At 62.1% G+C, this 22,315-nt stretch carries 26 protein-coding genes; 12 read left to right on the top strand and 14 right to left on the bottom strand.

The annotated features are described in order from the left end of the window. Positions 1–113: 113 nt before the first annotated feature. The gene (locus EJ075_RS31480; RefSeq protein WP_126106978.1) at positions 114–2,159 is read left to right on the top strand and encodes an NADH:flavin oxidoreductase; all 2,046 of its coding nucleotides are present in this window, start codon (positions 114–116) and stop codon (positions 2,157–2,159) included. Between the two features lie 141 nt (positions 2,160–2,300). Here the strand turns inward: EJ075_RS31480 and EJ075_RS31475 are convergent, their stop codons facing one another. Beyond that, positions 2,301–2,708, bottom strand: coding sequence for a hypothetical protein (locus EJ075_RS31475; protein WP_126106977.1), 408 nt, complete (start codon positions 2,706–2,708; stop codon positions 2,301–2,303). Positions 2,709–2,829: 121 nt separating this feature from the next. On the opposite strand from EJ075_RS31475, the gene EJ075_RS31470 reads away from it, so the two are divergent. Further along, positions 2,830–3,258 (top strand): MarR family transcriptional regulator, encoded by a 429-nt coding sequence (locus EJ075_RS31470; protein ID WP_126106976.1) that lies wholly within the window; start codon positions 2,830–2,832, stop codon positions 3,256–3,258. Positions 3,259–3,283: 25 nt separating this feature from the next. Beyond that, on the top strand, positions 3,284–3,526 hold the full coding sequence (locus EJ075_RS31465; RefSeq protein ID WP_126106975.1) for a type II toxin-antitoxin system Phd/YefM family antitoxin: 243 nt from the start codon (positions 3,284–3,286) through the stop codon (positions 3,524–3,526). A 14-nt stretch (positions 3,527–3,540) separates the two neighbouring features. Here EJ075_RS31465 and EJ075_RS33910 read toward each other — a convergent pair whose 3' ends face one another. The 3 genes from EJ075_RS33910 to EJ075_RS31455 form a co-directional block, all read right to left on the bottom strand. Next, on the bottom strand, positions 3,541–3,897 hold the full coding sequence (locus tag EJ075_RS33910) for a hypothetical protein (RefSeq protein WP_245458057.1): 357 nt from the start codon (positions 3,895–3,897) through the stop codon (positions 3,541–3,543). Positions 3,898–3,932: 35 nt separating this feature from the next. Continuing rightward, positions 3,933–4,283, bottom strand: coding sequence for a polysaccharide deacetylase family protein (locus tag EJ075_RS33905; RefSeq protein WP_245458056.1), 351 nt, complete (start codon positions 4,281–4,283; stop codon positions 3,933–3,935). Between the two features lie 65 nt (positions 4,284–4,348). Continuing rightward, positions 4,349–6,421, bottom strand: a complete 2,073-nt coding sequence (locus tag EJ075_RS31455) for an EAL domain-containing protein (protein WP_126106974.1) — start codon at positions 6,419–6,421, stop codon at positions 4,349–4,351. A gap of 277 nt (positions 6,422–6,698) precedes the next feature. Between EJ075_RS31455 and EJ075_RS31450 the strand changes: the two genes are divergently transcribed. Together EJ075_RS31450 and tdh are read left to right on the top strand one after the other, a co-directional pair. After that, complete coding sequence (locus EJ075_RS31450; RefSeq protein ID WP_095485679.1) at positions 6,699–7,886, top strand: glycine C-acetyltransferase; 1,188 nt, start codon at positions 6,699–6,701, stop codon at positions 7,884–7,886. Positions 7,887–7,938: 52 nt separating this feature from the next. Beyond that, complete coding sequence (gene tdh / locus EJ075_RS31445) at positions 7,939–8,973, top strand: L-threonine 3-dehydrogenase (protein WP_126106973.1); 1,035 nt, start codon at positions 7,939–7,941, stop codon at positions 8,971–8,973. A 201-nt stretch (positions 8,974–9,174) separates the two neighbouring features. Here tdh and EJ075_RS31440 read toward each other — a convergent pair whose 3' ends face one another. Next, a complete protein-coding gene (locus EJ075_RS31440; protein WP_126106972.1) occupies positions 9,175–9,657 on the bottom strand; it encodes a MarR family transcriptional regulator in 483 nt (160 codons plus the stop codon). A gap of 145 nt (positions 9,658–9,802) precedes the next feature. Between EJ075_RS31440 and hmgA the strand changes: the two genes are divergently transcribed. The 5 genes from hmgA to EJ075_RS31415 are packed head-to-tail and all read left to right on the top strand — an operon-like array spanning position 9,803 to position 13,866. Continuing rightward, a complete protein-coding gene (gene hmgA, locus EJ075_RS31435; RefSeq protein ID WP_126106971.1) occupies positions 9,803–11,116 on the top strand; it encodes a homogentisate 1,2-dioxygenase in 1,314 nt (437 codons plus the stop codon). Next, a complete protein-coding gene (locus EJ075_RS31430) occupies positions 11,113–12,015 on the top strand; it encodes an MBL fold metallo-hydrolase (RefSeq protein WP_126106970.1) in 903 nt (300 codons plus the stop codon). Before hmgA ends, EJ075_RS31430 begins: the two co-directional genes overlap by 4 nt. Beyond that, positions 12,012–13,025, top strand: coding sequence for a fumarylacetoacetate hydrolase family protein (locus EJ075_RS31425; protein ID WP_126106969.1), 1,014 nt, complete (start codon positions 12,012–12,014; stop codon positions 13,023–13,025). The genes EJ075_RS31430 and EJ075_RS31425 overlap by 4 nt, the downstream gene beginning before the upstream one ends. Before the next feature lie 3 nt (positions 13,026–13,028). After that, positions 13,029–13,322 (top strand): hypothetical protein, encoded by a 294-nt coding sequence (locus EJ075_RS31420; protein ID WP_126106968.1) that lies wholly within the window; start codon positions 13,029–13,031, stop codon positions 13,320–13,322. 4 nt (positions 13,323–13,326) lie between these two features. Beyond that, entirely contained in the window at positions 13,327–13,866 is a 540-nt protein-coding gene (locus EJ075_RS31415) for a DinB family protein (RefSeq protein WP_126106967.1), read from the top strand. Here the strand turns inward: EJ075_RS31415 and EJ075_RS31410 are convergent, their stop codons facing one another. The 3 genes from EJ075_RS31410 to hppD all read right to left on the bottom strand — a co-directional run bounded on the left by EJ075_RS31410 (position 13,867) and on the right by hppD (position 15,651). After that, positions 13,867–14,241 carry a type II toxin-antitoxin system VapC family toxin gene (locus EJ075_RS31410; protein ID WP_095485688.1) on the bottom strand — a complete coding sequence of 125 codons (375 nt, stop codon included), beginning with the start codon at positions 14,239–14,241 and terminating at the stop codon, positions 13,867–13,869. Continuing rightward, a complete protein-coding gene (locus EJ075_RS31405) occupies positions 14,238–14,465 on the bottom strand; it encodes a type II toxin-antitoxin system prevent-host-death family antitoxin (RefSeq protein WP_095485689.1) in 228 nt (75 codons plus the stop codon). The genes EJ075_RS31410 and EJ075_RS31405 overlap by 4 nt, the downstream gene beginning before the upstream one ends. Positions 14,466–14,535: 70 nt before the next feature. Further along, complete coding sequence (hppD, locus tag EJ075_RS31400; protein ID WP_126106966.1) at positions 14,536–15,651, bottom strand: 4-hydroxyphenylpyruvate dioxygenase; 1,116 nt, start codon at positions 15,649–15,651, stop codon at positions 14,536–14,538. A 142-nt stretch (positions 15,652–15,793) separates the two neighbouring features. Here hppD and EJ075_RS31395 point away from each other — a divergent pair, with 142 nt between their 5' ends. After that, the gene (locus EJ075_RS31395; RefSeq protein WP_126107527.1) at positions 15,794–16,261 is read left to right on the top strand and encodes an Lrp/AsnC family transcriptional regulator; all 468 of its coding nucleotides are present in this window, start codon (positions 15,794–15,796) and stop codon (positions 16,259–16,261) included. On the opposite strand, the gene EJ075_RS31390 is transcribed toward EJ075_RS31395, so the two are convergent. The 4 genes from EJ075_RS31390 to aztA form a co-directional block, all read right to left on the bottom strand. Beyond that, complete coding sequence (locus EJ075_RS31390; protein WP_126106965.1) at positions 16,258–16,596, bottom strand: TIGR01244 family sulfur transferase; 339 nt, start codon at positions 16,594–16,596, stop codon at positions 16,258–16,260. The two genes, EJ075_RS31395 and EJ075_RS31390, sit on opposite strands and share 4 nt — an antisense overlap. 234 nt (positions 16,597–16,830) lie before the next feature. After that, on the bottom strand, positions 16,831–17,751 hold the full coding sequence (gene aztC / locus EJ075_RS31385) for a zinc ABC transporter substrate-binding protein AztC (RefSeq protein WP_126106964.1): 921 nt from the start codon (positions 17,749–17,751) through the stop codon (positions 16,831–16,833). Between the two features lie 22 nt (positions 17,752–17,773). Continuing rightward, positions 17,774–18,649, bottom strand: a complete 876-nt coding sequence (aztB, locus tag EJ075_RS31380; protein WP_126107526.1) for a zinc ABC transporter permease AztB — start codon at positions 18,647–18,649, stop codon at positions 17,774–17,776. Further along, entirely contained in the window at positions 18,649–19,467 is an 819-nt protein-coding gene (gene aztA, locus EJ075_RS31375) for a zinc ABC transporter ATP-binding protein AztA (protein WP_126106963.1), read from the bottom strand. Before aztA ends, aztB begins: the two co-directional genes overlap by 1 nt. Before the next feature lie 213 nt (positions 19,468–19,680). On the opposite strand from aztA, the gene EJ075_RS31370 reads away from it, so the two are divergent. After that, positions 19,681–20,025, top strand: coding sequence for a RidA family protein (locus EJ075_RS31370; RefSeq protein WP_126106962.1), 345 nt, complete (start codon positions 19,681–19,683; stop codon positions 20,023–20,025). Between the two features lie 123 nt (positions 20,026–20,148). Here the strand turns inward: EJ075_RS31370 and hutC are convergent, their stop codons facing one another. Together hutC and EJ075_RS31360 are read right to left on the bottom strand one after the other, a co-directional pair. Further along, positions 20,149–20,895, bottom strand: coding sequence for a histidine utilization repressor (gene hutC / locus EJ075_RS31365; RefSeq protein ID WP_126106961.1), 747 nt, complete (start codon positions 20,893–20,895; stop codon positions 20,149–20,151). Next, complete coding sequence (locus EJ075_RS31360; protein WP_126106960.1) at positions 20,892–22,244, bottom strand: formimidoylglutamate deiminase; 1,353 nt, start codon at positions 22,242–22,244, stop codon at positions 20,892–20,894. The genes hutC and EJ075_RS31360 overlap by 4 nt, the downstream gene beginning before the upstream one ends. Positions 22,245–22,315 lie beyond the last annotated feature (71 nt).

Genomic DNA, 22,315 nt, shown 5'->3' with positions numbered 1-22,315 from the left:
GGGCGGGTTCCTCACTGCATGTCGCCCAAAACTGCGCAGCGGTTTTGGGATAACGACATGCACAAAAACAAAATTTGCCGCTCATTAGCACAATTTGAAACAGCAGGGCCACGATGACCAGCAACGATCCGCTTCTCCAGCCTTATCAGCTCAAACATTTGACGCTGAAGAACCGGGTCATGTCGACCAGTCACGAGCCGGCCTATTCCGAGGATGGCATGCCGAAAGAGCGCTACCGGCTCTACCATGCCGAAAAGGCCAAAGGCGGCATGGCGCTGACCATGACCGCAGGCTCGGCGATCGTCTCGCGCGACAGCCCGGCCGCCTTCGGCAATCTGCACGTCTATGACGACCGCATCGTGCCGTGGCTCACGGAACTCGCTGATGCCTGCCATGCGCATGACTGCAAGGTGATGATCCAGATCACCCATCTCGGCCGCCGTACCGGCTGGAACAAGGCCGACTGGCTGCCGGTGCTGTCGGCCTCACCGGTGCGCGAGCCGGCGCATCGCGCCTTCCCCAAGACCATCGAGGACTGGGACATGGAGCGCATCATTGCCGACTATGCCGCGGCCGCCCAGCGCTGCCAGGTCGCCGGCCTCGATGGCATCGAGTTCGAGGCCTACGGCCATCTGATGGACGGCTTTTGGTCGCCGGCCACCAACCAGCGCGATGACGATTTCGGCGGCTCGCTCGACAACCGCTTGCGCTTTACCGGCATGGTGCTCGACGCCGTGCGGGCGGCGGTCGGCGAAAGGTTCGTCGTCGGCATCCGCATGGTCGCCGACGAGGATTTCGAAAAAGGCTTGTCGAAACAGGAAGGCGTCGAGATCGCCAGGCGGCTGGCCGGCTCCGGCAAGGTTGATTTTCTCAACATCATCCGCGGCTCGATCGAAACCGATGCCGCGCTGACCAGGGTCATCCCGGTGACCGGCATGCGCGCCTCGCCGCATCTCGACTTCGCCGGCGAGGTGAGGGCGGCGACAAAATTCCCGACCTTCCATGCGGCGCGCATTTCCGATGTCGCCACCGCCCGCCATGCCATCGCCACCGGCAAGCTCGACATGGTCGGCATGACGCGCGCCCACATCGCCGATCCGCATATCGTCAGAAAGGTGATGGAGGGCCGCGAGCACGAGATCCGGCCTTGCGTCGGCGCCACCTATTGCCTCGACCGCATCTATGAGGGCGGCGAGGCGCTGTGCATCCACAATGCGGCAACCGGCCGCGAGGCTGATATTCCGCACATCATCCCGAGGACCGAGGGACCGAAACGGAAGGTGGTCGTCGTCGGCGCCGGTGCAGGGGGGCTGGAAGCGGCGCGCGTCGCTGCCGAGCGCGGGCATGAGGTCATGGTGCTGGAAGCATCGAGCCAGGCCGGCGGCCAGGTGCGGCTGGCGACACAGAACCCGCGCCGCAAGGAGCTGATCGGCATCATCGACTGGCGGCTGGCCGAGCTCGACCGGCTCGGCGTTGAGATCCGCTACGACACCTGGGCGGAGAAGGACGACGTGCTGGCGCTGTCCCCCGACGTGGTGGTGGTCGCCACCGGCGGCCTGCCGCAAAACCCACCGCTGGTGGCAGGCGATAGCCTCGTCACTTCCAGTTGGGACATCATGGCCGGCAGCATCAAGCCGGCCGAAAACGTGCTGCTCTACGACGACAATGGCGGCCATCAGGGCATGGGCGCGGCAGAGCTGATCGCGACCGCGGGTTCGAAGCTGGAGCTTGTTTCTCCTGAGCGCTTCTTCGCTCCGGAAATGGGCGGCATGAACCACGTGCCCTATATGCGCGCCTTCCAGGAAAAGGGCGTGACCATCACCATCAACACGCGGCTGCGCTCGGTGCGGCGCGAGGGCAATCAACTGGTCGCCGAGCTTGCCTCCGACTTCGCAGACGGCTGGCGCGGCGAGCGGCGGGTCGATCAGGTGGTGGTCGAGCACGGCACGCTGCCGCTCGACGATCTCTATCTCGCACTGAAACCGCTGTCGAAAAACGGCGGCGCGGTCGATTACGAGCGGCTGGTCAGTGGTGGCGACATTTTTCCGGCACGCAATCCGCAAGGCGGTTTCGTGCTTTTCCGCATCGGCGACGCGGTCGCCTCGCGCAACATCCACGCCGCCATTTATGACGGCATCCGGTTCGGCCTGCGGATCTGAGCGTCGCTTTGGATTGATTGGTGGCGCGCAGCCGAACCGCCGTACGGAGAGCCACCAGGCACTTCAGTCCGATCTGCGCGCCGCGCACGCCGCCGGCTTGCGGCCGGACATCGTACGATCTTGTCAATTGCGGCTGGCCGCTCAAAACATCCTGGCGGTGGCCATGCAGAGCACGGTGATGACCAGCAGCCCGCTGGCGATGCGTTCGCCTCTTGTCATTTTCGCGCGCAACTGGGTTTGCGTCGCGGCGTCGGCGCCGGCCAGTTGTCGGCTGGCGGAGCCGACGAGCACGCCCTGAACACCGGCGGCAATCAGGGCCGTCGCGATACCCAGGGCCAGAACTTTCTCCATCGAGCCGAAAACGCCTTCATGGAAAAAATACCAGAGCAGTATGCCGGTGAGGAACACCATGCCGGCCGCGCCCATTTGCGGCCGAAAGAATCGTTCCGCCCGGATATCTGGGTCGCGGCCAACCGCGATGGTGGTGCCGGCCCAGAACACGCCCGCCATGACGTGAAGGCCGAGGACGACGATGTAGACATATTGCATGATCGCTTTTCCTCCTGTGCCCGCCGCTGCTGCTCTAAAGATTAGATATCAAATGATTAGATGTCAATGTATAAGACATGGGCCAGTTCCATCGACCTTTCCCTTGCTCTAGTGTCGGATCATGACGCCATTTGACCGCCCGCCAGTCGGCATGAATCTCGCGCGCACCGCCAAGGTGGTCGCTCAGGCCTTCGACGCCGCCTTGGTCGAGGCAGGCGGCACGCTGCCGGTCTGGGTCACTCTGTTGTCGGTCAAGTCGCGCGAACTGGCCAACCAGCGCGAGCTCGCCGGCATGATCGGAATCCAGGGCGCGACGCTGACCCATCATCTGAACGCGATGGAGACGCAAGGCTTGCTGAACCGGCGCCGCGATCCGGAAAACCGCCGGGTTCACCAGGTCGAGCTGACCGAGGCCGGCGAGGCGCTGTTCCTGAAGTTGCGCATCGCCGCGTTCGCCTTCGACAAGCGGCTGCGGAAGGGGCTGTCCGACGACAGGCTGGCGGAGTTTGCGGAAGTGCTTGCGGCGTTGCGGGCGAATGTTGAAGGTTAGGAACGGACAGGCCTAGGACAACGCCATGCGCGAAATTCAGTTGAAGGATGCCAGTGCTACGCTTTCAGCATTGGTCGATCAGGCGGTCGCGGGAGAACCCGCCATCATCATGCGACATGGCCGCAGGCAGGCCGTGATCCTGTCATTCGAAGAATACGAACGGTTGGCGCGTATGCCGAGCTTCGGACAATTGCCGGCGACTTTTCCCGGTGATGACGACGATGTTCCGCCTCGTTCCGGCAAGCCGGCTTGCAATACTAGATCATAACGAGGAGAATCTGCTCAGCCGTCATAATCGGAGATCGCGCCGAAAGTGTAACCGCGCAGCTTCAGCGCTTTGATCAGGGCCGTCAGGTTCGCCTTGCCGTCGAACACGTTCTGGAACATCTCGTCATGCATCAGCAGGATCAGCTTGCCGGGTTTGACGAAGCGGCCGTAGTCGAACAAATGATCGATCTCGCTGACCAGATGGTCGACGGTCCGCACCGGCTTGCCGCTGTTTTCGTGAACCCATTCATGATCCCAGCCGTAGAGATAGAAGCCAGACGCGGCGACGAACTCATAGTCGGGATCCTCACGGCCCTCTTCGGCCAGTCCGAGTGAAGTGTCGTTCTTCGACATCGAGAGCAGCCTGAACACGTCGCGCCCCGGCAGCCGTGCATGGACCGACGGTTTCAGCCCAGCGCCGCGTTGGCCCGCAGCATGTCGGCGACGACCCCTTCGGTGTCCCCATAGAAGTGCCGGTAGTGATTGTATGCGTGGCTGTAGCTGTGGTTGCCGATCGTCACCAGCGGCATCCTCTTGGCGCGCTGCACCAGCGCCTTGTTGAGCGCGCTCGCCTGCGCATGCATGCCAACCATAAAGAGCGTCGCCGGAACCTGCTCGGCCTCGAGCACATCGAGAATGTTATTGGTGCCGGTCAGCGGGCCATCATCGAAGGTGAGATAGATGGTGCGATCGGCGGCGCCTGCGGGGAGAGCAAAAAACAGCACGATCAGCACGGCAAAGCGAAGCGGCACCAGCATCCGGAATATCCGTTTCCGATCATGACAAGCGGCCATTTCTGAGGAGGCTTGTCAAGGTTGGCGCCTTACGCCAGGCTTCCCCGTAGCACCGTCAGCCTGGCTTTCTTCGGTGCCCGCGCGACCAGCCATTCGCGTGCCTTGTCCTGCGGCATCGGGAAGGCGATGGAATAGCCCTGCACCTGGTCGCAGCCGATCGCCATCAGCGAGTCGAGCTCGGCTTCGGTTTCGGCGCCCTCGGCGACAATCGAGATGCCGAGGCCACGGGCGAGTTCGGTGATGGCTCTCACGATCTTGGTATTGTCGCCGTTCTCATTGATGTTCTGGACGAAGCGGCGATCGATCTTCAGTCGGTCGATCTCGTTCGGGTTGACGTGGCTGAGCGACGCGTAGCCGGTGCCGAAATCGTCGAGCTCGAGATGGACGCCCGCGGCGCGAATATGCCGAAGCTTTGCCGCGATGCCGGTCTTCTCGTCGTCGAGGATGACGGATTCGACGATTTCCAGCGACAGTTTTTGTGGCGGCAGGCCGGCCTTTTCAAGCGTATCGAAGAGAAACGCGTCGAAATCGGGCTCACGCAGTTCGGAGCCGGACACGTTGACGGCGAGCCGTCCGAAGGCAACACCGGCGCGGTCCCACTCGGCCGCCTCGCTGATTGCCTTGGCGATAACGATGCGGCCGACCGCGGACATGAGGCCGCATTTCTCAGCGACGGGAATGAACTCGCCCGGTGCGATCATACCGCGCTCGGCATGTTTCCAGCGAACCAGCGCTTCGATGCCGCCGATCGTGCCGTTCGACAACGAAACCTGCGGCTGGAAGTAGACCTGGAACGCCTCCTCCGAGATTGCGATCCTGATGTCGCGCTCGAGCTGCTTGCGGTAATCGAGTTCATGCCGCAACTCCTCGGAGAAGAATGAGAGACTGCCGCCGCTTTGCTTCTTGGCGGCGTGGAGCGCGAGGTCGGCATGGACGAGCAGATCCTGCGCATTGTCGGCGTCGACCGGATAGACGGCTACGCCGGCGCTGGCGCCCGGAAGGATGGTAGTGCCCCGAAAAACGATCGGCTCGTTGATCTGCGTCAGCACGCGCCTGGCGACCATGTTGATATCCTCGGTGCCGCCGGCACCATTGAGGATCATCACGAACTCGTCGCCGCCGAGACGCACGCAGAGATCCGACGCCCGGCAGGAATCGCGCATCCGCTGCGCCGTCACCACCAGCACATAGTCGCCGGCAGCGTGGCCGAGAGTATCGTTGATCTGCTTGAATCGGTCGAGGTCGAGCTGGACCGCCGCAAGCCGTTCTCGCCGACGTTGCGCACCCTTGATCAGCGCTTCGAAATGGTCGGTCAGGAAGGTGCGGTTGTGCAGGCCGGTAAGGCCGTCATGCACGGCGATGAAGGCCATCGAATTGCGGGCATCGATCAGTGCGTGCGTCTTGCGCAGAATGGTGTTCGACATCGGCCTGAAGATGAAAAGTGCTACCAGCACGATGACGCCGATGGTGGTGTAGAACAGCGTTCGATGGAGATCGAGAAGTGTTTCCGATCGTGCGTCGGCATGGGCGCTGATGCGCTGGCCGAGTGCCGCATAGCCCGACAGGGTCGCATTGGCGATGGAAGCGTCGAGGTTGACGCGTTCGCCGCCGCCTTTGTAGCCGCCATTGTCGGCCATGCCGAATTGTGATTCAAACGCCGAAACCAGTCGTTCGCCGTTGGCGATGAGCCCGACCGAGAAGTAATCGAGATGAAACGGCTTGGTGAAAAGTACGCTTTCGACTGATTTTGGATCGAACCTTGCCGGTGACGCCGGGTCGGCGACGACCCGCTCGAGCAGAAGGTCGTAGTTCCTCTCGAACTCCGCCGTTGCCTGTTTGAACGCGGTGACCAGAGCCGGTTGTTGGTCACGCGAAGCAGCACCTGCCGCGTTGGCAAGGAAGACAATGCGTTGCGACAGCGTCTTTTGCATGCCGACAATGTCGAGCAGCGTGTCGTTGTGCCGTTGGGCAGCCATCATTTGCTGGAGAAGGATGAAGGAGGCCATCACCATGGCGGCAATGATCAGCAGCGCCAGCCAATAGCCGGCCTTGATCAACAGGACGAGCCTGCCCGAAATGGTTTGCGCCGGTTGCTGCGACATTTTCTGGGGCGGTCCCTCTCGCCGACAGATTTTTGGGTGCGAGAACCATTGGCTTGAAAATGTTAACAGCTTTGGAAGTCGACAGAGCGGCGATAGCGGTAGCGGTGGAAAGCTCGCGAAATGGTTATCGCGTTCTTTCGCGCCGCACACGCATTTGAGCATCCGCCGTTGGCGGCATTCTGGCCACTGGCCGTCGCGTCACCGAAACGGTCGCTTTTGCGGTGGATTTTTCGCCCGCGTGGGGCGACAGTCCATTCAATCTCAACAGGGCCTAGTCATGAGCGCGGCATTCCTCTCCCATATCGATAGCGAGCTTCAAGGGCTGAAATCTGCCGGCCTCTACAAATCCGAGCGGGTGATCACCTCGACGCAGTCGGCCGAGATCGAGGTGGGCGGCGAGAAGGTGCTGAATTTCTGCGCCAACAACTATCTCGGCCTCGCCGATAGTGCCGAATTGCGCGATGCGGCCAAGCAGGCACTCGACCGCTATGGTTATGGCATGGCGTCGGTGCGTTTCATCTGCGGCACGCAGGAAGAGCACAAGCAGCTCGAGGCGACGATTTCTGGCTTCCTCGGCATGGAGGACACGATCCTCTACGGCTCCTGCTTCGATGCCAATGGCGGCTTGTTCGAGACGCTGCTCGGCGAGGAGGATGCGGTCATCTCCGACGCGCTGAACCACGCCTCGATCATCGACGGCGTGCGGCTGTCAAAGGCGAAGCGCTTCCGCTACGCCAACAACGACATGGCCGATCTGGAATCGCGGCTGAAGGAGGCAATGGATTGCCGTTTTCGGCTGATCGCCACCGACGGTGTATTTTCCATGGACGGCATCATCGCCAATCTAAAGGGCGTTTGCGATCTCGCCGAGAAATACGACGCGATGGTGATGGTCGACGACAGCCATGCGGTCGGCTTCGTCGGCAAGAACGGCCGCGGCTCGGCCGAGCATTGCGGCGTCGAGGGCAGGGTGGACATCATCACCGGCACGCTCGGCAAGGCATTGGGCGGCGCATCTGGCGGCTACACATCGGGCAAGAGCCAAGTGGTCGACTGGCTGCGCCAGCGCTCGCGGCCCTATCTGTTTTCCAACACGCTGATGCCGGCGATCGCAGGCGCCTCGATCCGGGTTTTCGAACTGATCGGCAATGGCGATGCGCTGCGTCAGCGCCTCTATGCCAATGCGGCACGCTTCCGGTCTGAAATGGGTAAGCTCGGCTTCACGCTGGCCGGCGCCGACCATCCAATCATCCCCGTCATGCTGGGCGATGCGACACTGGCGCAAGAAATGGCGGCGCGCATGCTGAAGCGCGGCATCTATGTCATCGGCTTCTCGTTTCCGGTAGTGCCGAAGGGCCAGGCGCGCATCCGCACGCAAATGTCGGCCGCCCATTCCAGCGCCGACATCGACCGTGCGGTCGAGGCGTTCGGCGCGGTCGGGCGCGAACTCGGTGTGATTTCCTGAACGGCCGGAACCGAAAAGCGCTTCCAGATCAATAGATTCAAGGGACAAAAGAATGTCGAACATGATGAAGGCGCTGGTCAAGGCCAAGGCCGAGCCGGGCATCTGGATGGAAGAAGTGCCGGTGCCGGAAATCGGCCCGAACGACGTTCTGATTAAAATCAAGAAGACCGCGATCTGCGGCACCGACGTCCACATCTACAATTGGGACCAGTGGGCGCAAAAGACCGTGCCGGTGCCGATGGTGACCGGTCACGAATTCGTCGGCACGGTCGCCGACTTCGGCGCGGCGGTGACCGAGTACAAGGTCGGCCAGCGCGTTTCGGGTGAAGGCCACATCGTCTGCGGCCATTGCCGCAACTGCCGGGCGGGCAGGGGGCATCTGTGCCGCAACACACTCGGCGTCGGTGTCAACCGGCCGGGCGCCTTCGGCGAGTATCTGGCAATCCCTCAGCACAATGTCGTGCCGATCCCCGACGACGTGCCCGATGAGATCGCCGCGATCTTCGATCCTCTGGGCAATGCCGTGCACACGGCATTGTCCTTCGATCTCGTCGGCGAGGACGTGCTGGTCACCGGCGCCGGGCCGATCGGTATTATGGGTGCGCTGGTGGCGCAGTGCGTCGGCGCGCGAAAAGTGGTCATCACCGACATCAACCCGGTGCGGCTGGCGCTGGCGAAAAAACTCGGCGTCCAGCATGTGGTCGACGCGTCGAAGGAAAAGCTGCGCGATATCATGCCGGCACTCGGCATGACCGAAGGTTTTGACATCGGCCTCGAAATGTCGGGTGCGGCGCCCGCCTTCCGCGACATGATCGACACCATGAACAATGGTGGCAAGATCGCCATTTTGGGCATTGCGTCGACCGGCTTCGAGATCGACTGGAACAAGGTCATCTTCAAGATGCTGCATCTCAAGGGCATCTATGGCCGTGAGATGTTCGAGACCTGGTACAAGATGATTGCGCTGGTGCAGGGTCCGCTCGACGTCAGCGGGTTAATCACCCACCGCATCGGCATCGACGACTTCCAGACCGGGTTCGATGCGATGCGCAGCGGCAATTCGGGCAAGGTGGTGATGGACTGGTGAGCACCTAGCTAGAGGCGTTGTGATCCTTCGCGCCCCCCCTCTGTCCTGCCGGACATCTCCCCCACGAGGGGGAGATTGGAGGTCGCGTCTGCCTTCGCCAATCACCTACGTTGGAAGAGAGGCGGCGAAGACGAAACTGCCGATCTCCCCCCAAGTGGGGGGAGATGTCCGGCAGGACAGAGGGGGGCGCTGTCCCGCGTATCAACGGTTTGGTGGCCTATCCTCGCCCAACGCCCCCTCCAGTGCTGCCACCCCGCTGACAACCGCCGCCCGTTCCTCCGTGCTTAGCCTCGTCAGCAATTCCAGCTCGAACGCTTTCGCCAGCGGCACCATTTCGCGATAGGCGGCATGGCCGGCCTTGGTCAGCATCAGATGCTCGATCCGGCGGTCTTTTTCATCAGGTGTGCGAGTCAGCCACCGCCGCCGTTCAAGCTCGGCGACGGCGCGCGAAACCTTGGTCTTGTGCATGGCCGACTGCTCACCGAGCGCTGTCGCGGTCATGGTCCCGTGCTGTCCGAGCCCGGCCAGCGTGCGCCATTCGGGCCGCGTCAAGCCGTGGCGATCTTTGTAAATCCTGGAGAATTCGCGGCTGACGGCGTCGGCAAGGCGATAGAGCCGGTAGGGCAGGAAGCTTTCAAGTTCGAGGATTTCCGGTTCGTTAGAGATCTCGCGCTTGGTTGTCATTTTCGCAGTCGCCGCATCTCTTAAGTCAGTTGATGGTTACATTTTCAATGGTTACAAATGAAACCAGTTTGGTCAATCCAGAGCTGCCGCGCGTCCTCGTGGACGCGCAGAGGCCGCTCTGGCACTGTGGATTCGGGAGGAAACCATGGCCTTTTCCTACATGCCGGGGTTCGGCAACGACTTCGAAACCGAAACCCTGCCAGGTTCGCTGCCGCAAGGGCGGAATTCGCCGCAGCGACCGGCCTACGGCCTCTACGCCGAGCAGCTTTCCGGCTCGCCCTTCACCGCGCCGCGCGGCACCAACGAGCGCTCCTGGCTCTATCGCATCAGGCCGAGCGTCAGGCACACCGGCCGCTTCAAGCCGGCGAGTTATCCGCTGTGGAAGAGCGCGCCGAATGTCGGCGATCACGAGTTGGCGCTTGGTCAATATCGCTGGAATCCGGTGCCGATGCCGAAGGAGCCGACCGACTTCATCGCCGGCATGCGCAGCATCACCACCGCCGGCGACGTGCTCGGCCAGACCGGCATGGCCGCCCATGTCTATGTTGCCAACCGTTCGATGGTCGACGATCATTTCTTCAACGCCGATGGTGAGTTGCTGGTCGTGCCGCAGATCGGCAGCCTACGCCTCGTTACCGAGATGGGCGTCATCGAATTGCGACCGGGCGAGATCGCGGTGCTGCCGCGCGGCCTCGTGTTCAAGGTCGAACTGGTCGATGAAACAGTGCGCGGCTATGTCTGCGAGAATTACGGCGCCAAGCTGACGCTGCCGGATCGTGGCCCGATCGGCGCCAATTGCCTGGCCAATCCGCGCGATTTCAAGACGCCTTGCGCCTGGTTCGAGGAGAAGGAGACGCCGTGCCGGCTGATCGTGAAATGGTGCGGGCAGTTCCATGTCACCGAGCTTGATCATTCGCCGCTGGATGTGGTGGCGTGGCACGGCAATTATTCGCCCTATAAATATGATCTTGCAACGTTTTCGCCGGTCGGCGCGATCCTGTTCGACCATCCCGATCCGTCGATCTTCACGGTGCTGACCGCGCCGAGCGGCGAGGAGGGCACCGCCAACATCGACTTCGTCATCTTCCCGCCGCGCTGGCTGGTCGCCGAAAACACGTTCCGCCCGCCCTGGTATCACCGCAACATCATGAGCGAGTTCATGGGCCTGATCCACGGCCAGTACGACGCTAAGGAGGAGGGCTTCGTTCCCGGCGGCATCAGCCTGCACAATCTGATGCTGGCCCACGGGCCCGACGCGTCTGGCTTCGAAAAGGCCTCGCGCGCCGAGCTGAAACCAGTCAAGCTCGACAACACCATGGCCTTCATGTTCGAGACGCGATTCCCGCAGATGCTGACCCGCTACGCCGCCGAGGTTGAAACCCGGCAGGAGAATTACATCGACTGCTGGGCCGATCTGAAGAAGCGCTTCAACGGCACGCCCGAGGGCGACTGGTCTTGAGCGCTGATCCGACGCGGGATCGGCTGGTGCTGCTGGGATCGAAAGGCGGCCCGGCGCTTCGGCCGGGTGGGCCGTGGCCGAGTTCGTCGCTGCTGGAATTCGGCGGCCGCAACATCGTCGTCGATTGTGGGCTTGGCGTGACGCGTGGGCTGGCCGACGCCGGCACCAGCTTGAAGATGCTGGACCTGATCTTCATCACGCATCTGCATTCCGACCATTTGCTGGAACTCGGTCCGCTGATCCACACCGCCTGGACGGCGGGTCTGGCGACACCGGTCACTGTGTTCGGCCCGCCCGGCACCGGCCACTACTGGCAGCGCTTTTGCCAGGCGATGGAATTCGACATCGAGATCCGCATCGTCGACGAAGGCCGGCCCAATATCGCAGACATCGTTGCGATCGTCGAATTCGGCGAAGGCCGGGTGATGGAGGAGCGCGGCCTGAAGGTTTCAGCACTGCGCGTCGACCATCCGCCGGTGACCGACTGCTTTGCATTGCGCTTCGAACATGGTGCAAAAAGCGTGGTGTTCTCCGCCGATACGGCATTCTTTCCGCCATTGGCCGATTTCGCCAGAGGCGCCGCCATCCTCGTCCACGAAGCCATGCTGGAAGAAGGCATCGAGCGGTTGGTGGCTCGGACCGGCAACGGCGCACGGCTGAGAGAACATCTGCTTGCGAGCCACAGCTTCGCCGAGGAGGCTGGACGCATCGCCAGCGATGCCGGAGTGAAGAGGCTTGTGCTCAATCACCTCATTCCGGCTGACGACCCCGAGATCGGCGAAGCCGATTGGGTCGCCGCTGTCAGGAAAACATGGGCTGGCGACTTGACGATTGCCCGTGACGGCCTTGTTGTGGGCTTAAGCAGCGAGAAAACTATACCAGGAGAGGAAACCGCATGAAGCTTGCCACATTGAAGGACGGATCGCGTGACGGAAAGTTGGTCGTCGTCTCGCGCGACCTGACGCGGTTCACCGATGCCTCGTTTCTGGTGCCGACGCTGCAGGCGGCGCTCGACGACTGGAGCCGGATAGCGCCACATCTGGCCGCCATGGCGGAATCGCTGGAGAACAATGCGGTGCCGTCAGCGCGCTTCCACGAGCATGACGCCCATTCGCCGCTGCCGCGCGCCTACCAGTGGGCGGATGGCTCGGCCTATGTGAACCATGTCGAGCTGGTGCGGAAGGCGCGTGGCGCCGAGATGCCGGCAAGCTTCTGGACCGATCCGCTGATCTACCAGGGCGGCTCGGACGCCTTCATCGCGCCACGCGACCCGATCCGGGTAGTAGACGAGGCTTTTGGCGTCGACATGGAAGGGGAGGTCGCTGTCATCGTTGATGATGTCCCGATGGGAGCAAGCCTGGATGAGACGCGGGCCGCGATCCGGCTAGTCATGCTGGTCAATGACGTCACGCTGCGTTCCCTTACCGCGCCAGAACTTGCCAAGGGCTTCGGCTTCTTCCAATCAAAGCCGTCCTCGGCTTTTTCGCCCGTCGCGGTGACGCCGGACGAATTGGGCGACGCGTGGGATGGCGGCAAGGTCAGCCTGCCGCTGCTGGTCGATCTCAACAGCAAGCCGTTTGGCCGGGCGAACGCCGGCCTGGACATGACCTTCGATTTTCCGGCGCTGATCGCACATGCCGCGAAAACCCGGCCGCTGGCCGCCGGCACGATCATCGGTTCGGGCACAGTCTCCAACAAGCTCGACAGCGGCCCGGGCAAGCCTGTCTCGGCGGGCGGCGCCGGCTATTCCTGCATTGCCGAGTTGCGGATGATCGAGACGATCGAGGCTGGCGCGCCGAAAACGCCATTCCTGCGCTTTGGCGACACGGTGCGCATCGAAATGAAGGACAGAACCGGACATTCGATTTTTGGTGCAATCGAGCAGAAGGTCGAGAAACACGAGGGGTAAGACATGACAGGCACGTCTTTCTATGTGCTGTGCGGCGTGTGGGCCCTGGTCATGCTGGCGATCTTCATCCACGCAATCCGATTGAGCTACCGTATCGAAGCACGCTCTCCCGACCTGGCCAACCGCAGCGGCTTTCCGCGCAACGCGATGATGTTCCATACCGTAACCAACACGAACGTGGCGCGGGATCAGGAAACGCAAGCCATGCGGCGGCGCATGAACCGGCTGCTGCTGATCGTTCTCGCCGGATTTGCGCTTCTCTGGGCGGGCGTGTCCTTGGTCCAGTCAGTGGAGTGAAGTCATGGACTTGCTGAACCATTTCCGCCGCATGGCAGCCAACAATCTCTGGTCAAACGACCGGCTTTATCGCGCCGTGCTGCAACTCAAACCAGGCGAATTCGAAGCCGAGCGCACCAGCTTCTTCCCATCGATCAAGGCAACGCTCAACCACATTCTGGCGGTCGATCATCTCTATCTCGATTTTCTCGAGGAGGGCGGCGTGGGTGCCGCCGCCCATGACGATTTCGTGCCCTTCGACCGAGCGCAGGCGCTGTTTGCCGCCCAAGTTGTGGCCGACCGGCGGCTGATCGCCTGTTGCGACCGTCTATCGGCCGACGATCTCGATCGCCGCGTCATCACCGACCGGCGCGAGGACGGAAGAATCCCGGAGCGCATCGGCGATCTGCTCGCCCACCTCTTCATCCACGATATCCATCATCGCGGCCAGGTGCACGCCATGCTATCCGGCACGTCGGTGAAGCCGCCGCAGCTCGACGAGTACTTCCTCGACTATGATCTGAAGCTGAGGAGAGCGGAGGTCGAGAGGTTGAACCTGGAATGATCAAACCAACGCAACGTCATAGGCTGAAAAATGCCGATCCGCAGTGACCAACGTCAGGCCTTCAATTTGAGCCTGTGCGATGAGCAGACGGTCGAAAGGATCGCGGTGATGGAGCGGCAAATGCTCAAGCCTCGCCGCGTGTAGTTCATTCACACTGAGGATCGGAATGCCGTTCGATCGCAAGATTTCCACTATGTTGCCTGTCAGCGTGACTTTGCCGAGCGATTTCTTGATGGCGATCTCTGCTACCGAGACGGCGCTGACGACCACATCCTCGCCCGCAAGAAAGATGTCGCGATGGTGGTCCGAAAGGCGTGAGTCTGCGTTGAGTACCCAAAGCAGAATATGAGTATCCACCAGATATTGGTGGCTCATTTAGTGTACTCGTCCCATTCGGGACCGAGTTCATCAAAATCATCCGATATTCGAATTTGGCCTTTCAGGGCCCCAAAAAGGCCCTTGCTCCCGCCAGCCCGGGCGGGCGCGCTCAAGGTCGCCACCACCTCTCCATGCCGCGTCAGATGGATCTCTTCGCCGGCCTGGGCGCGTTTCACCAACTCGGAGAGTTGGGCCTTTGCTTTTGCCATCGGAACATTCATGGTCAGACCTCTTATGACCAGAATTTAGGTCATAACTGATCAAACCACAAGGCACCCTCGGCCGAACTGGCTACGCCGCCTTGCCGTCCACCTTGATCACCCCGCGCTTGATCTGGTCCTGCTCGATCGATTCGAACAAAGCGCGGAAATTGCCTTCGCCAAAACCTTCGTCGCCCTTCCTCTGGATGAATTCGAAGAAGATCGGGCCGATCACGGTTTTGGAAAAGATCTGCAGCAGAATCTTGGTCGTGCCGCCATCGACCACGCCTTCGCCATCGATCAGGATGCCGTGCTTTTTCATGCGCTCGATCGGCTCGTCATGGCCGTGCACGCGGGCATGGGACATATCATAATAGGTTTCCGGCGGACCGGGCATGAATTTTAGCCCGTTGGCGGCCAGCCTGTCGGTGGCGCCGTAGATCTCGTCCGTGCCGACGGCGATGTGCTGGATGCCTTCGCCATTATACTTCTTCAGATATTCGGCGATCTGGCTGGTCTCGTCCTTGGATTCGTTGAGCGGGATGCGGATCTTGCCGCAGGGCGAGGTGATGGCGCGGCTGACCAGCCCGGTGATCTTGCCGTCGATGTCGAAGAAATGGATCTGCTTGAAGCCGAACAGGTCGCGGTAGAAGTCCCACCATTTGTCCATGTTGCCGCGATAGACATTGTGGGTGAGGTGGTCGAGGTAATAGAAGCCGACGCCTTCCGGCTTCGGGTCGCGCGCGCCCAGCCAGTTGAACTCGGCATCATAGGCCGAGCCCTTCTCGCCATAGACCTCGATGAAATAGAGCAGCGAACCGCCGATGCCGACGATTGCCGGCACGTCGAGCGCCTTGTCGGTGCCCTCATAGGGGGTGGCGCCTTTGGCAATGGCGTGGTCGAACGCATGCTTGGCATCGACCACTCGCCAGGCCATCGAGGCCGCGCAGGGGCCGTGCTTGTCGGCGAACTTCATTGCATGCGAGCCGGACTCGGCATTGACGACATAGTTGATGTCGCCCTGCCGCCAGACGGTGATTTTCTTTCTGCGGTGCTTGGCCACCGGCACGTAACCCATGCGGGTAAAAAGCTCGGCGAGCTTTTCCGGCTCAGAATGGGCGAACTCGACGAATTCGAAGCCGTCTGTGCCGGCGGGGTTGGCCTTGCTGATCTTTGCGGGCGGTGCATCGTGCGGGAAGGGACCCATGGCATTGTCCTCCAAAAAGCTTGGCGTGGCCGGAAAGGCCATTTCGGCGCTATTATAGCGCGGAGCAGCTGCATGGTGCTTGCATTCAAACGCTTGAAATGATCAGATTATGCGGGAATTGTGCATGATCGAAGGAAACTTTATGGATGACGCGCGCGTTGATCAGTTTGACCGCAAGATAATGGCTCTACTGCAGAGCGACGCGCGGCTGACTAACAACGATCTATCGGAACGGGTGAACCTGTCGGCGTCGCAATGTTCGCGCCGCCGCCAGAGGCTGGAGGAGGACGGCTATATCAGGGGCTACAGGGCTTTGCTCGACCGCGACAAGCTCGGCTTCTCGCTGGTCAACGTCATCTCGGTGACGCTTGCCACCCACAACCGCGACAATGCACAGCGGTTCGGCGAATTGGTGGCGCGGCTGCCGGAGGTGCAGGAGGCGCACGCGCTGACCGGCGAGATGGACTACATCCTGAAAGTGGTGACGCCGGACCTGAAGTCGCTGTCAGAATTCGTCAACGGCGTGCTTCTGCCGCACGAATCCGTGCAGCATGTGAAGACGGCGATCGTGCTCGAAACGCTGAAGGAAACCGGCGCGCTGCCGATTTAACCCTTCGATTGCTGGATCAGCCCATAAAGGTTGGTGCAGCGTGCGCCGGAACGGCAATAGGCGAAGATCGGGCCTTCGAGTTCGTCGAGCGCCTCGGCTTGATCCTCGACATTCTCATGCGTGATCTGGCCGCTGATGACCGGGATGTAGCGGAAAGCGAGCCCGGCGGCTTCGACCGCCGCCTTGACACTGTCCGCCGAAGGCTGGCCGGGCTGCTCGTCATCAGGTCTGTTGCAGATGACGCTCTTGAAGCCGGCGGCCTTGATGGCGGCGACTTCTTCGGGTTGGATCTGGCCGGAGACCGAATAGTCCTCGCTGATCTGACGATATTCCATGATGGCGTCCTCGCAATGTTCGATGCCTGCTGGCCAGGGGCGGAGTCTTGCCGCTCCCAGGCCTGGGCGGCAATCCGCGCAGAAAGAAATCCCTCTGCGCAGATAGACATTCTCATGCGGGAAATCCAGCCGGGCTACCTAAGGCGCCGTGCGTCCTTTGGATGCGCAAAGGACGCTGTAGCACTTTGTTGCCCGCACGTGCGCAAGCCCCACCGAGCGAACGGCGTCGACCGCTCAGCTTCCGAGGATCGCGCCTTTGATCTGGGCGATGTTGTTGTGCATCAGGTCGATATAGGTCGAGGCCGGGCCGTCGGGTTGCGACAGCGCGTCCGAATAGAGCGTGCCGCCCACCTTGATGCCGGTCTCGCTGGCGATCTGCTCGATCAGCCGTGCGTTGGTGATGTTCTCGATGAAGACTGCCGCCGCCTTATCCTGCTTCACCTGGCTGACCAGCTTGGCGACGTCGGCGGCTGAGGGCTCCGATTCGGTCGAGACCCCTTCGGGAGCCAGGAAAGTGAGGCCATAGGCCTTCTCGAAATAGCCGAAGGCGTCATGCGAGGTGATGACGACGCGCTTCTCTTCCGGGATCGACTGGATTGCCGCCTTAACTTCGCCTTCGACCGCATCAAGCTTCGCTGTGTATGCGGCGGCATTGGCCTTGTAGCTGTCGCAACCCTCAGCGTCGGCCGTGCAGAAGGCATCGGCGATGTTCTTCACATAGATCTTGGCATTGGCGATCGACTGGAAGGCATGTGGATCGGTGTCTGCACCTTCAGCGGCGTCGGCATCGGCGAATTCGGGTTTGAAGTTGATCGGCGTGACGTCCTTGGTCAGAACGGCGATTGTCGCCTTGGTGGCGCTGGCGTCGACCAGGCGCTGCAGAAAGCCTTCGAAATGCAGGCCGTTGACCAGCACCACGTCCGCCCCAGCCATTGCCACCGCGTCCGCCGGGCTCGGCTCGTAGACATGGGCATCGCCATCCGGCCCGACGATGGTGGTCAGATTGATGCGGTCGCCGCCGACATTTTTGGCGAAATCGGCGATGATGGTGAAGCTGGCGACCACTTTCAATGGCTCCGCGAGAGCCGCCGATGCGCCAAAGGCGGTTAATGTTATAACGCTCATTGCCAAAGCGGCGCGGATCGATTTCAGCATGGACGGGTCTCCTTCGTTGGGATCAGGCGGTTCTGTGGCGGTGATGGATGATACGGGCGCGCAGGATGCCGCGCGTGCCGAACAGGATCGAGGCGAAATAGACGACGCCTGCAGACAGGATGATCGCCGGGCCGGAAGGCAGCGACACGTGATAGGACAGAAGCAGCCCGGCGACGCAGGAGGCAAAGCCGATCAGCACCGCCAGCGCGCACATCGGCTCGACGCGCATGGTCCAGAAGCGGGCGGCGGCTGCAGGCAGCATCATCAGCCCGACCGACAGCAAAGTGCCGAGCGCCTGGAAGCCGCCGACAAGATTGAGCACGACGAGGCCGAGGAAGATGAAATGCACCGGGCTGCCCAGCCGGCTGACTGAGCGCAGGAACAGTGGATCGAGGCATTCGGCGACCAGTGCCCGCCAGAAGATGGCGAGGCTGACCAGCGTGACCACGACGATGCCGCCGATCAGTGTCAGCGCTTCATTGTTGAGTGCCAGAACGGTTCCGAACAGCACATGCATGAGATCGACGCTGGAGCCGCGGATCGACACCATCAGCACGCCGATAGCCAGAGAAATCAGGTAGAAGGCCGCCATCGAGGCGTCCTCGCGCTGGATGGTGAAGCGCGAGACGGCGCCGGCGCCGAGTGCGACGATGATGCCGGCGATCAGGCCGCCGATGGTCATCGGCAGGATCTCCAGACCATAGAACAGGAAACCGGCCGCAGCGCCCGGCAGGATAGCGTGGGCCATGGCGTCGCCGGAAAGGCTCATGCGCCGCAGCATCAGGAACACACCGACCGGGCAGGCGCCGAGCGACAGCATCAGCGACCCGAAAAGCGCGCGCTGCATGAAGGCGAAGTCGGCGAACGGAGCGATGAGAAGACCGTAGAGCGTCTCCATCATGCCGCCCTCGGCCCGGAACCGTGATGATGGTGGTGCCCGTGGTCGTGCCCAGGGTCGTGAACGTGACCACCGTGCTTGTGGTCGTCGGGCTCGCACCAGGGCGCGTTCTCCTCCCAGGCCTCGTGGAAGCGGCGCGCGCGCAACAGGTTTTCCGGCCGCAGCGTTTCCTTGGTCTCGCCCCAGGCGATTGGCTGGCGCGCCAGCAGCAGCGTTTCGGGGAAATTCTGGCGCACCAGCTCCAGATCGTGGACGACGACCATGATCGTGCGTTCCTCGCCATGCCAGCGCTTGATCAGTGCGATCAGGTCGCCGACCGTCTTGGTGTCGACGGCGTTGAACGGCTCGTCGAGCAGGATCAGGTCGGCATCCTGCAACAGAACGCGGGCAAACAGCGTGCGCTGTAGCTGGCCGCCCGACAGCGTGTCGATCGGGCGCTTCTCGAAGCCGCCGAGGCCGACGGCCATCAGCGCCTGGCTGACCGAATCGCGATCTTCCTTGGTATAGCGGCCGAGCAGCCCGCGCCGTGGCCACAGCCCGAGCGAAACCAGATCGACAACCCTGGCCGGAAAAGAGCGGTCGAGCTCCGACTGCTGCGGCAGATAGGCGGCGCGTACGCCGGGCGCGCGGACAACCGTGCCGGCCATCGGCTTCAACACGCCGACGATACCCTTCATCAGGGTCGACTTGCCCGAGCCGTTGGCGCCGACGACGGCAGTCAGCGATCCCCGGCGGATCGTGCCGTCGAGATGATGGATCGCCGGATGGCTGTTGTAGCCCAGCGTCAGATCGCGGAAGGTCAGGCAGGTTTTGGTCATATACGATCCGTGGCGGCACGACTGGTACGTCGGCGGCGATTGGATATGTGATGTTATTACATTAGTCAACAAGCCAATCGGGCGGAATTACGGCGACCGAGGAGATTTGCCCTGTGCTCTTGGCGGTTGGCTCAAGAGGATTCGCTCGTGCAACCTTGCCCCCGGCGAACCGCGACTCTAAAGAAGCGCGAACCACAAAGGAAGGAACGTCCAATGAGCATTCGTCGCATCGATGTCGGCCCGCGCATGAGCCAGATCGTCATCCACGGCAACACCGTCTATCTGGCCGGTCAGGTCGGTCAGCCGGGCGGAAACGTCGGCGCCCAGACACGGGACATTCTGGCGGCCATCGACGAATTGCTGGCCAAGGCTGGCACCGACAAGACCAAGATCCTGCAGGCGATCATCTGGCTGGCCGACATGAGCACCTTTGCCGAGATGAACGCGGAATGGGACAAGTGGGCGCCGCAGGGCCACACCCCGGCCCGCGCCACCGGCGAGGCCAAGCTTGCCGGACCGGAATATCTGGTCGAGATCATCGTTACCGCTGCCATCTGAGGCAGAGCGCGTTACCCTCCCCTCGAGGGGAGGGTCGGTGAGGTTGCACCGACCCCACCCCGCGTCACAAAGTGCCGCCATGCGGCATTTGCTCCGCGACCCTCCCCACAAGGGGGAGGGTAATCACCCCTGCGAAGGCGTAAACCTTGCCACCAGCATGTGGCTGTCTGCCGGGTAGGTGAAACGGACATGGGTGACGGGGTGCTCGGCGCTCCATGTTCGCCGCTCGACCACCAAACACGGTGCGCCGGCCTCGATATCGAGTGCCGTCGCAATGTGTCTGTCGGCGGCGACAGCGCGAATGCGGTGCTCGGCGGCACTCCACGGCACGCGGGCAATCAGCCACGGCCCGGGCGCGATGGCATGAAATTCCTCGTCGGCGGCCTCGGCCACGGCGGCCAGGTTGATCAGCCGCTGTTCGTGGGCGAACGGCCGCTTGCCGGCGAAATGCTGGCATTCCAGCGCCAGCACTGGTCCGGCGGCAGCGAGCTCCAGCAACGCGCGGTCCTCCGCGCTGCTGCGCCTTTTATGTCGCGCCACACGCTCGTAGCGATAGGGCAGACCGAGCGCCTCGACCTCGATCCTGATATCGTGGATTTCCAGCACCGCGGCTTGTGACTGCGGCCGCCGGACAAAGCTGCCGGAGCGGCGACGGCGCTCGATCAGCCCGGCCTTGGCAAGCTGCGACAGCGCCTTGTTGACCGTCATGCGCGAACATTTGTACTCGGCCGTCAGTTCGTGCTCGAACGGGATGCGGTGGCCAGGCGCCCAGGCGCCGGACAGGATCCGTTCGCTGATATCGGACAGGATGCGCTGGTGCAGCGAGAGCGGCTCGCCGACGTCCACATCTATCGTCTCGATTGTGCTCATGCCGAAAGCGCCGTCATCACCTTGCGAAAACGCTCGGCAATGGCATCGCGCCTTGCATGCCTGCCGCCGATGACCAGTTTCTTGCCATGCACCCAGACGCAATCGACCTTGGTGCCGTTGGCGAAGATCCAGGCGTCGAGCACCGCATCGCCCGTCTTGCCGGCCAGCGAAGGTTGATTGCCATCGAGCGAGACGAAATCGGCCGAGGTACCAGCGGCGATCTGCGAAGGACCCGCGCCAAGGGCGGCACTGCCGCCGTCGAGCGCTGCATCGAACAGCGCGCGGCCGGTCGAGCCGCCCGCCACCGCCAGCACGTTGCGGGCACGGTGGGCGAGACGCTGCGAATATTCGAGCTGCCGCAATTCGTCGGGCAGACCGATCAGCACGTTGGAATCGGAGCCGACGCCGAAGCGGCCGCCATGTTGCGTGAACAGGGGCGCGGCAAAGGTGCCATCGCCGAGATTGGCCTCGGTGATCGGGCAAAGGCCGGCGACTGCTCCGCTTTTCGCCATGCCAATCGTTTCCGCATCGGTCATGTGGGTGGCGTGGATCAGGCACCAGCGCTCATCGACCTTGGCATTGGCGAGCAGCCATTCGACCGGCCGTGCCCCGGACCAGGCAAGGCAGTCCTCGACTTCCTTCACTTGCTCCGCAATATGGATGTGGATCGGTCCGCCCGGCACCATTGCCGCGATATCGTCCAGTTCCTCCGGTGTCACGGCGCGCAGACTGTGCGGGGCGACGCCAACGACGCTTTGATTCAAGCTGCGAACGCATTCCTGGCATTTCTCAACAAGCTGCGAGAAGCGATTCACATCGTTGATGAATCGCCGCTGGCCCTCGTTCGGGGCCGCGCCGCCGAAGGAGGAATGCGCATAGAAGACCGGCAGCAGCGTCAGCCCAATGCCGGTGTCGGCAGCGGCGGCAGTGATGCGCTCCGCCATCTCGGCGATATTGGCATAGGGTTGGCCATCGCGATCGTGGTGGAGGTAGTGAAACTCGCCGACGCGCGAAAAGCCGGCCTCCAGCATCTCGACATAGAGCTGGGCTGCGACCGCCTCGACCTGATCCGGTGTCATCGACAGTGCGAAACGATACATCACCTCGCGCCAGCTCCAGAAACTGTCGGCTGAAGGGCCGCGCTGCTCGGCAAGGCCCGCCATGCCGCGCTGGAACGCGTGGCTGTGCAGGTTCGGCATGCCTGGCAGCAGAATGGCATAGCGTTCGTCGCCGGGCTGGGATGAAGCGTTCGGCTCGATCGTGGTGATACGGCCATCACTGACGACGATCCGGGCATTGGAATGCCAGCCGTCGGGCAGAAGCGCCTGTTCCGCAAAGATCGCCGTCACGTTTTTCTCTCCGATTCCCTGTGTCCCGTGCAATGATACCACTTGCAGTGCGTTTCAATATGTATATACAT

Origin of the sequence: Mesorhizobium sp. M6A.T.Cr.TU.016.01.1.1 (genome assembly GCF_003952585.1) — a bacterium.
Taxonomy (GTDB): Bacteria; Pseudomonadota; Alphaproteobacteria; order Rhizobiales; family Rhizobiaceae; genus Mesorhizobium; species Mesorhizobium mediterraneum.
This window is presented reverse-complemented; position numbering and strand designations above follow the sequence as displayed.

Bases quoted from the DNA above. Each gene is read 5' to 3' on its own strand.
- EJ075_RS31480 (WP_126106978.1), top strand. From the start codon at position 114: ATGACCAGCAACGATCCGCTTCTCCAGCCTTATCAGCTCAAACATTTG.
- EJ075_RS31475 (WP_126106977.1), bottom strand. From the start codon at position 2,708: ATGCAATATGTCTACATCGTCGTCCTCGGCCTTCACGTCATGGCGGGC.
- EJ075_RS31470 (WP_126106976.1), top strand. From the start codon at position 2,830: ATGACGCCATTTGACCGCCCGCCAGTCGGCATGAATCTCGCGCGCACC.
- EJ075_RS31465 (WP_126106975.1), top strand. From the start codon at position 3,284: ATGCGCGAAATTCAGTTGAAGGATGCCAGTGCTACGCTTTCAGCATTG.
- EJ075_RS33905 (WP_245458056.1), bottom strand. From the start codon at position 4,283: ATGCTGGTGCCGCTTCGCTTTGCCGTGCTGATCGTGCTGTTTTTTGCT.
- EJ075_RS31455 (WP_126106974.1), bottom strand. From the start codon at position 6,421: ATGTCGCAGCAACCGGCGCAAACCATTTCGGGCAGGCTCGTCCTGTTG.
- EJ075_RS31450 (WP_095485679.1), top strand. From the start codon at position 6,699: ATGAGCGCGGCATTCCTCTCCCATATCGATAGCGAGCTTCAAGGGCTG.
- tdh (WP_126106973.1), top strand. From the start codon at position 7,939: ATGTCGAACATGATGAAGGCGCTGGTCAAGGCCAAGGCCGAGCCGGGC.
- EJ075_RS31440 (WP_126106972.1), bottom strand. From the start codon at position 9,657: ATGACAACCAAGCGCGAGATCTCTAACGAACCGGAAATCCTCGAACTT.
- hmgA (WP_126106971.1), top strand. From the start codon at position 9,803: ATGGCCTTTTCCTACATGCCGGGGTTCGGCAACGACTTCGAAACCGAA.
- EJ075_RS31425 (WP_126106969.1), top strand. From the start codon at position 12,012: ATGAAGCTTGCCACATTGAAGGACGGATCGCGTGACGGAAAGTTGGTC.
- EJ075_RS31420 (WP_126106968.1), top strand. From the start codon at position 13,029: ATGACAGGCACGTCTTTCTATGTGCTGTGCGGCGTGTGGGCCCTGGTC.
- EJ075_RS31415 (WP_126106967.1), top strand. From the start codon at position 13,327: ATGGACTTGCTGAACCATTTCCGCCGCATGGCAGCCAACAATCTCTGG.
- EJ075_RS31410 (WP_095485688.1), bottom strand. From the start codon at position 14,241: ATGAGCCACCAATATCTGGTGGATACTCATATTCTGCTTTGGGTACTC.
- EJ075_RS31405 (WP_095485689.1), bottom strand. From the start codon at position 14,465: ATGAATGTTCCGATGGCAAAAGCAAAGGCCCAACTCTCCGAGTTGGTG.
- hppD (WP_126106966.1), bottom strand. From the start codon at position 15,651: ATGGGTCCCTTCCCGCACGATGCACCGCCCGCAAAGATCAGCAAGGCC.
- EJ075_RS31395 (WP_126107527.1), top strand. From the start codon at position 15,794: ATGGATGACGCGCGCGTTGATCAGTTTGACCGCAAGATAATGGCTCTA.
- EJ075_RS31390 (WP_126106965.1), bottom strand. From the start codon at position 16,596: ATGGAATATCGTCAGATCAGCGAGGACTATTCGGTCTCCGGCCAGATC.
- aztC (WP_126106964.1), bottom strand. From the start codon at position 17,751: ATGCTGAAATCGATCCGCGCCGCTTTGGCAATGAGCGTTATAACATTA.
- aztB (WP_126107526.1), bottom strand. From the start codon at position 18,649: ATGGAGACGCTCTACGGTCTTCTCATCGCTCCGTTCGCCGACTTCGCC.
- aztA (WP_126106963.1), bottom strand. From the start codon at position 19,467: ATGACCAAAACCTGCCTGACCTTCCGCGATCTGACGCTGGGCTACAAC.
- EJ075_RS31370 (WP_126106962.1), top strand. From the start codon at position 19,681: ATGAGCATTCGTCGCATCGATGTCGGCCCGCGCATGAGCCAGATCGTC.
- hutC (WP_126106961.1), bottom strand. From the start codon at position 20,895: ATGAGCACAATCGAGACGATAGATGTGGACGTCGGCGAGCCGCTCTCG.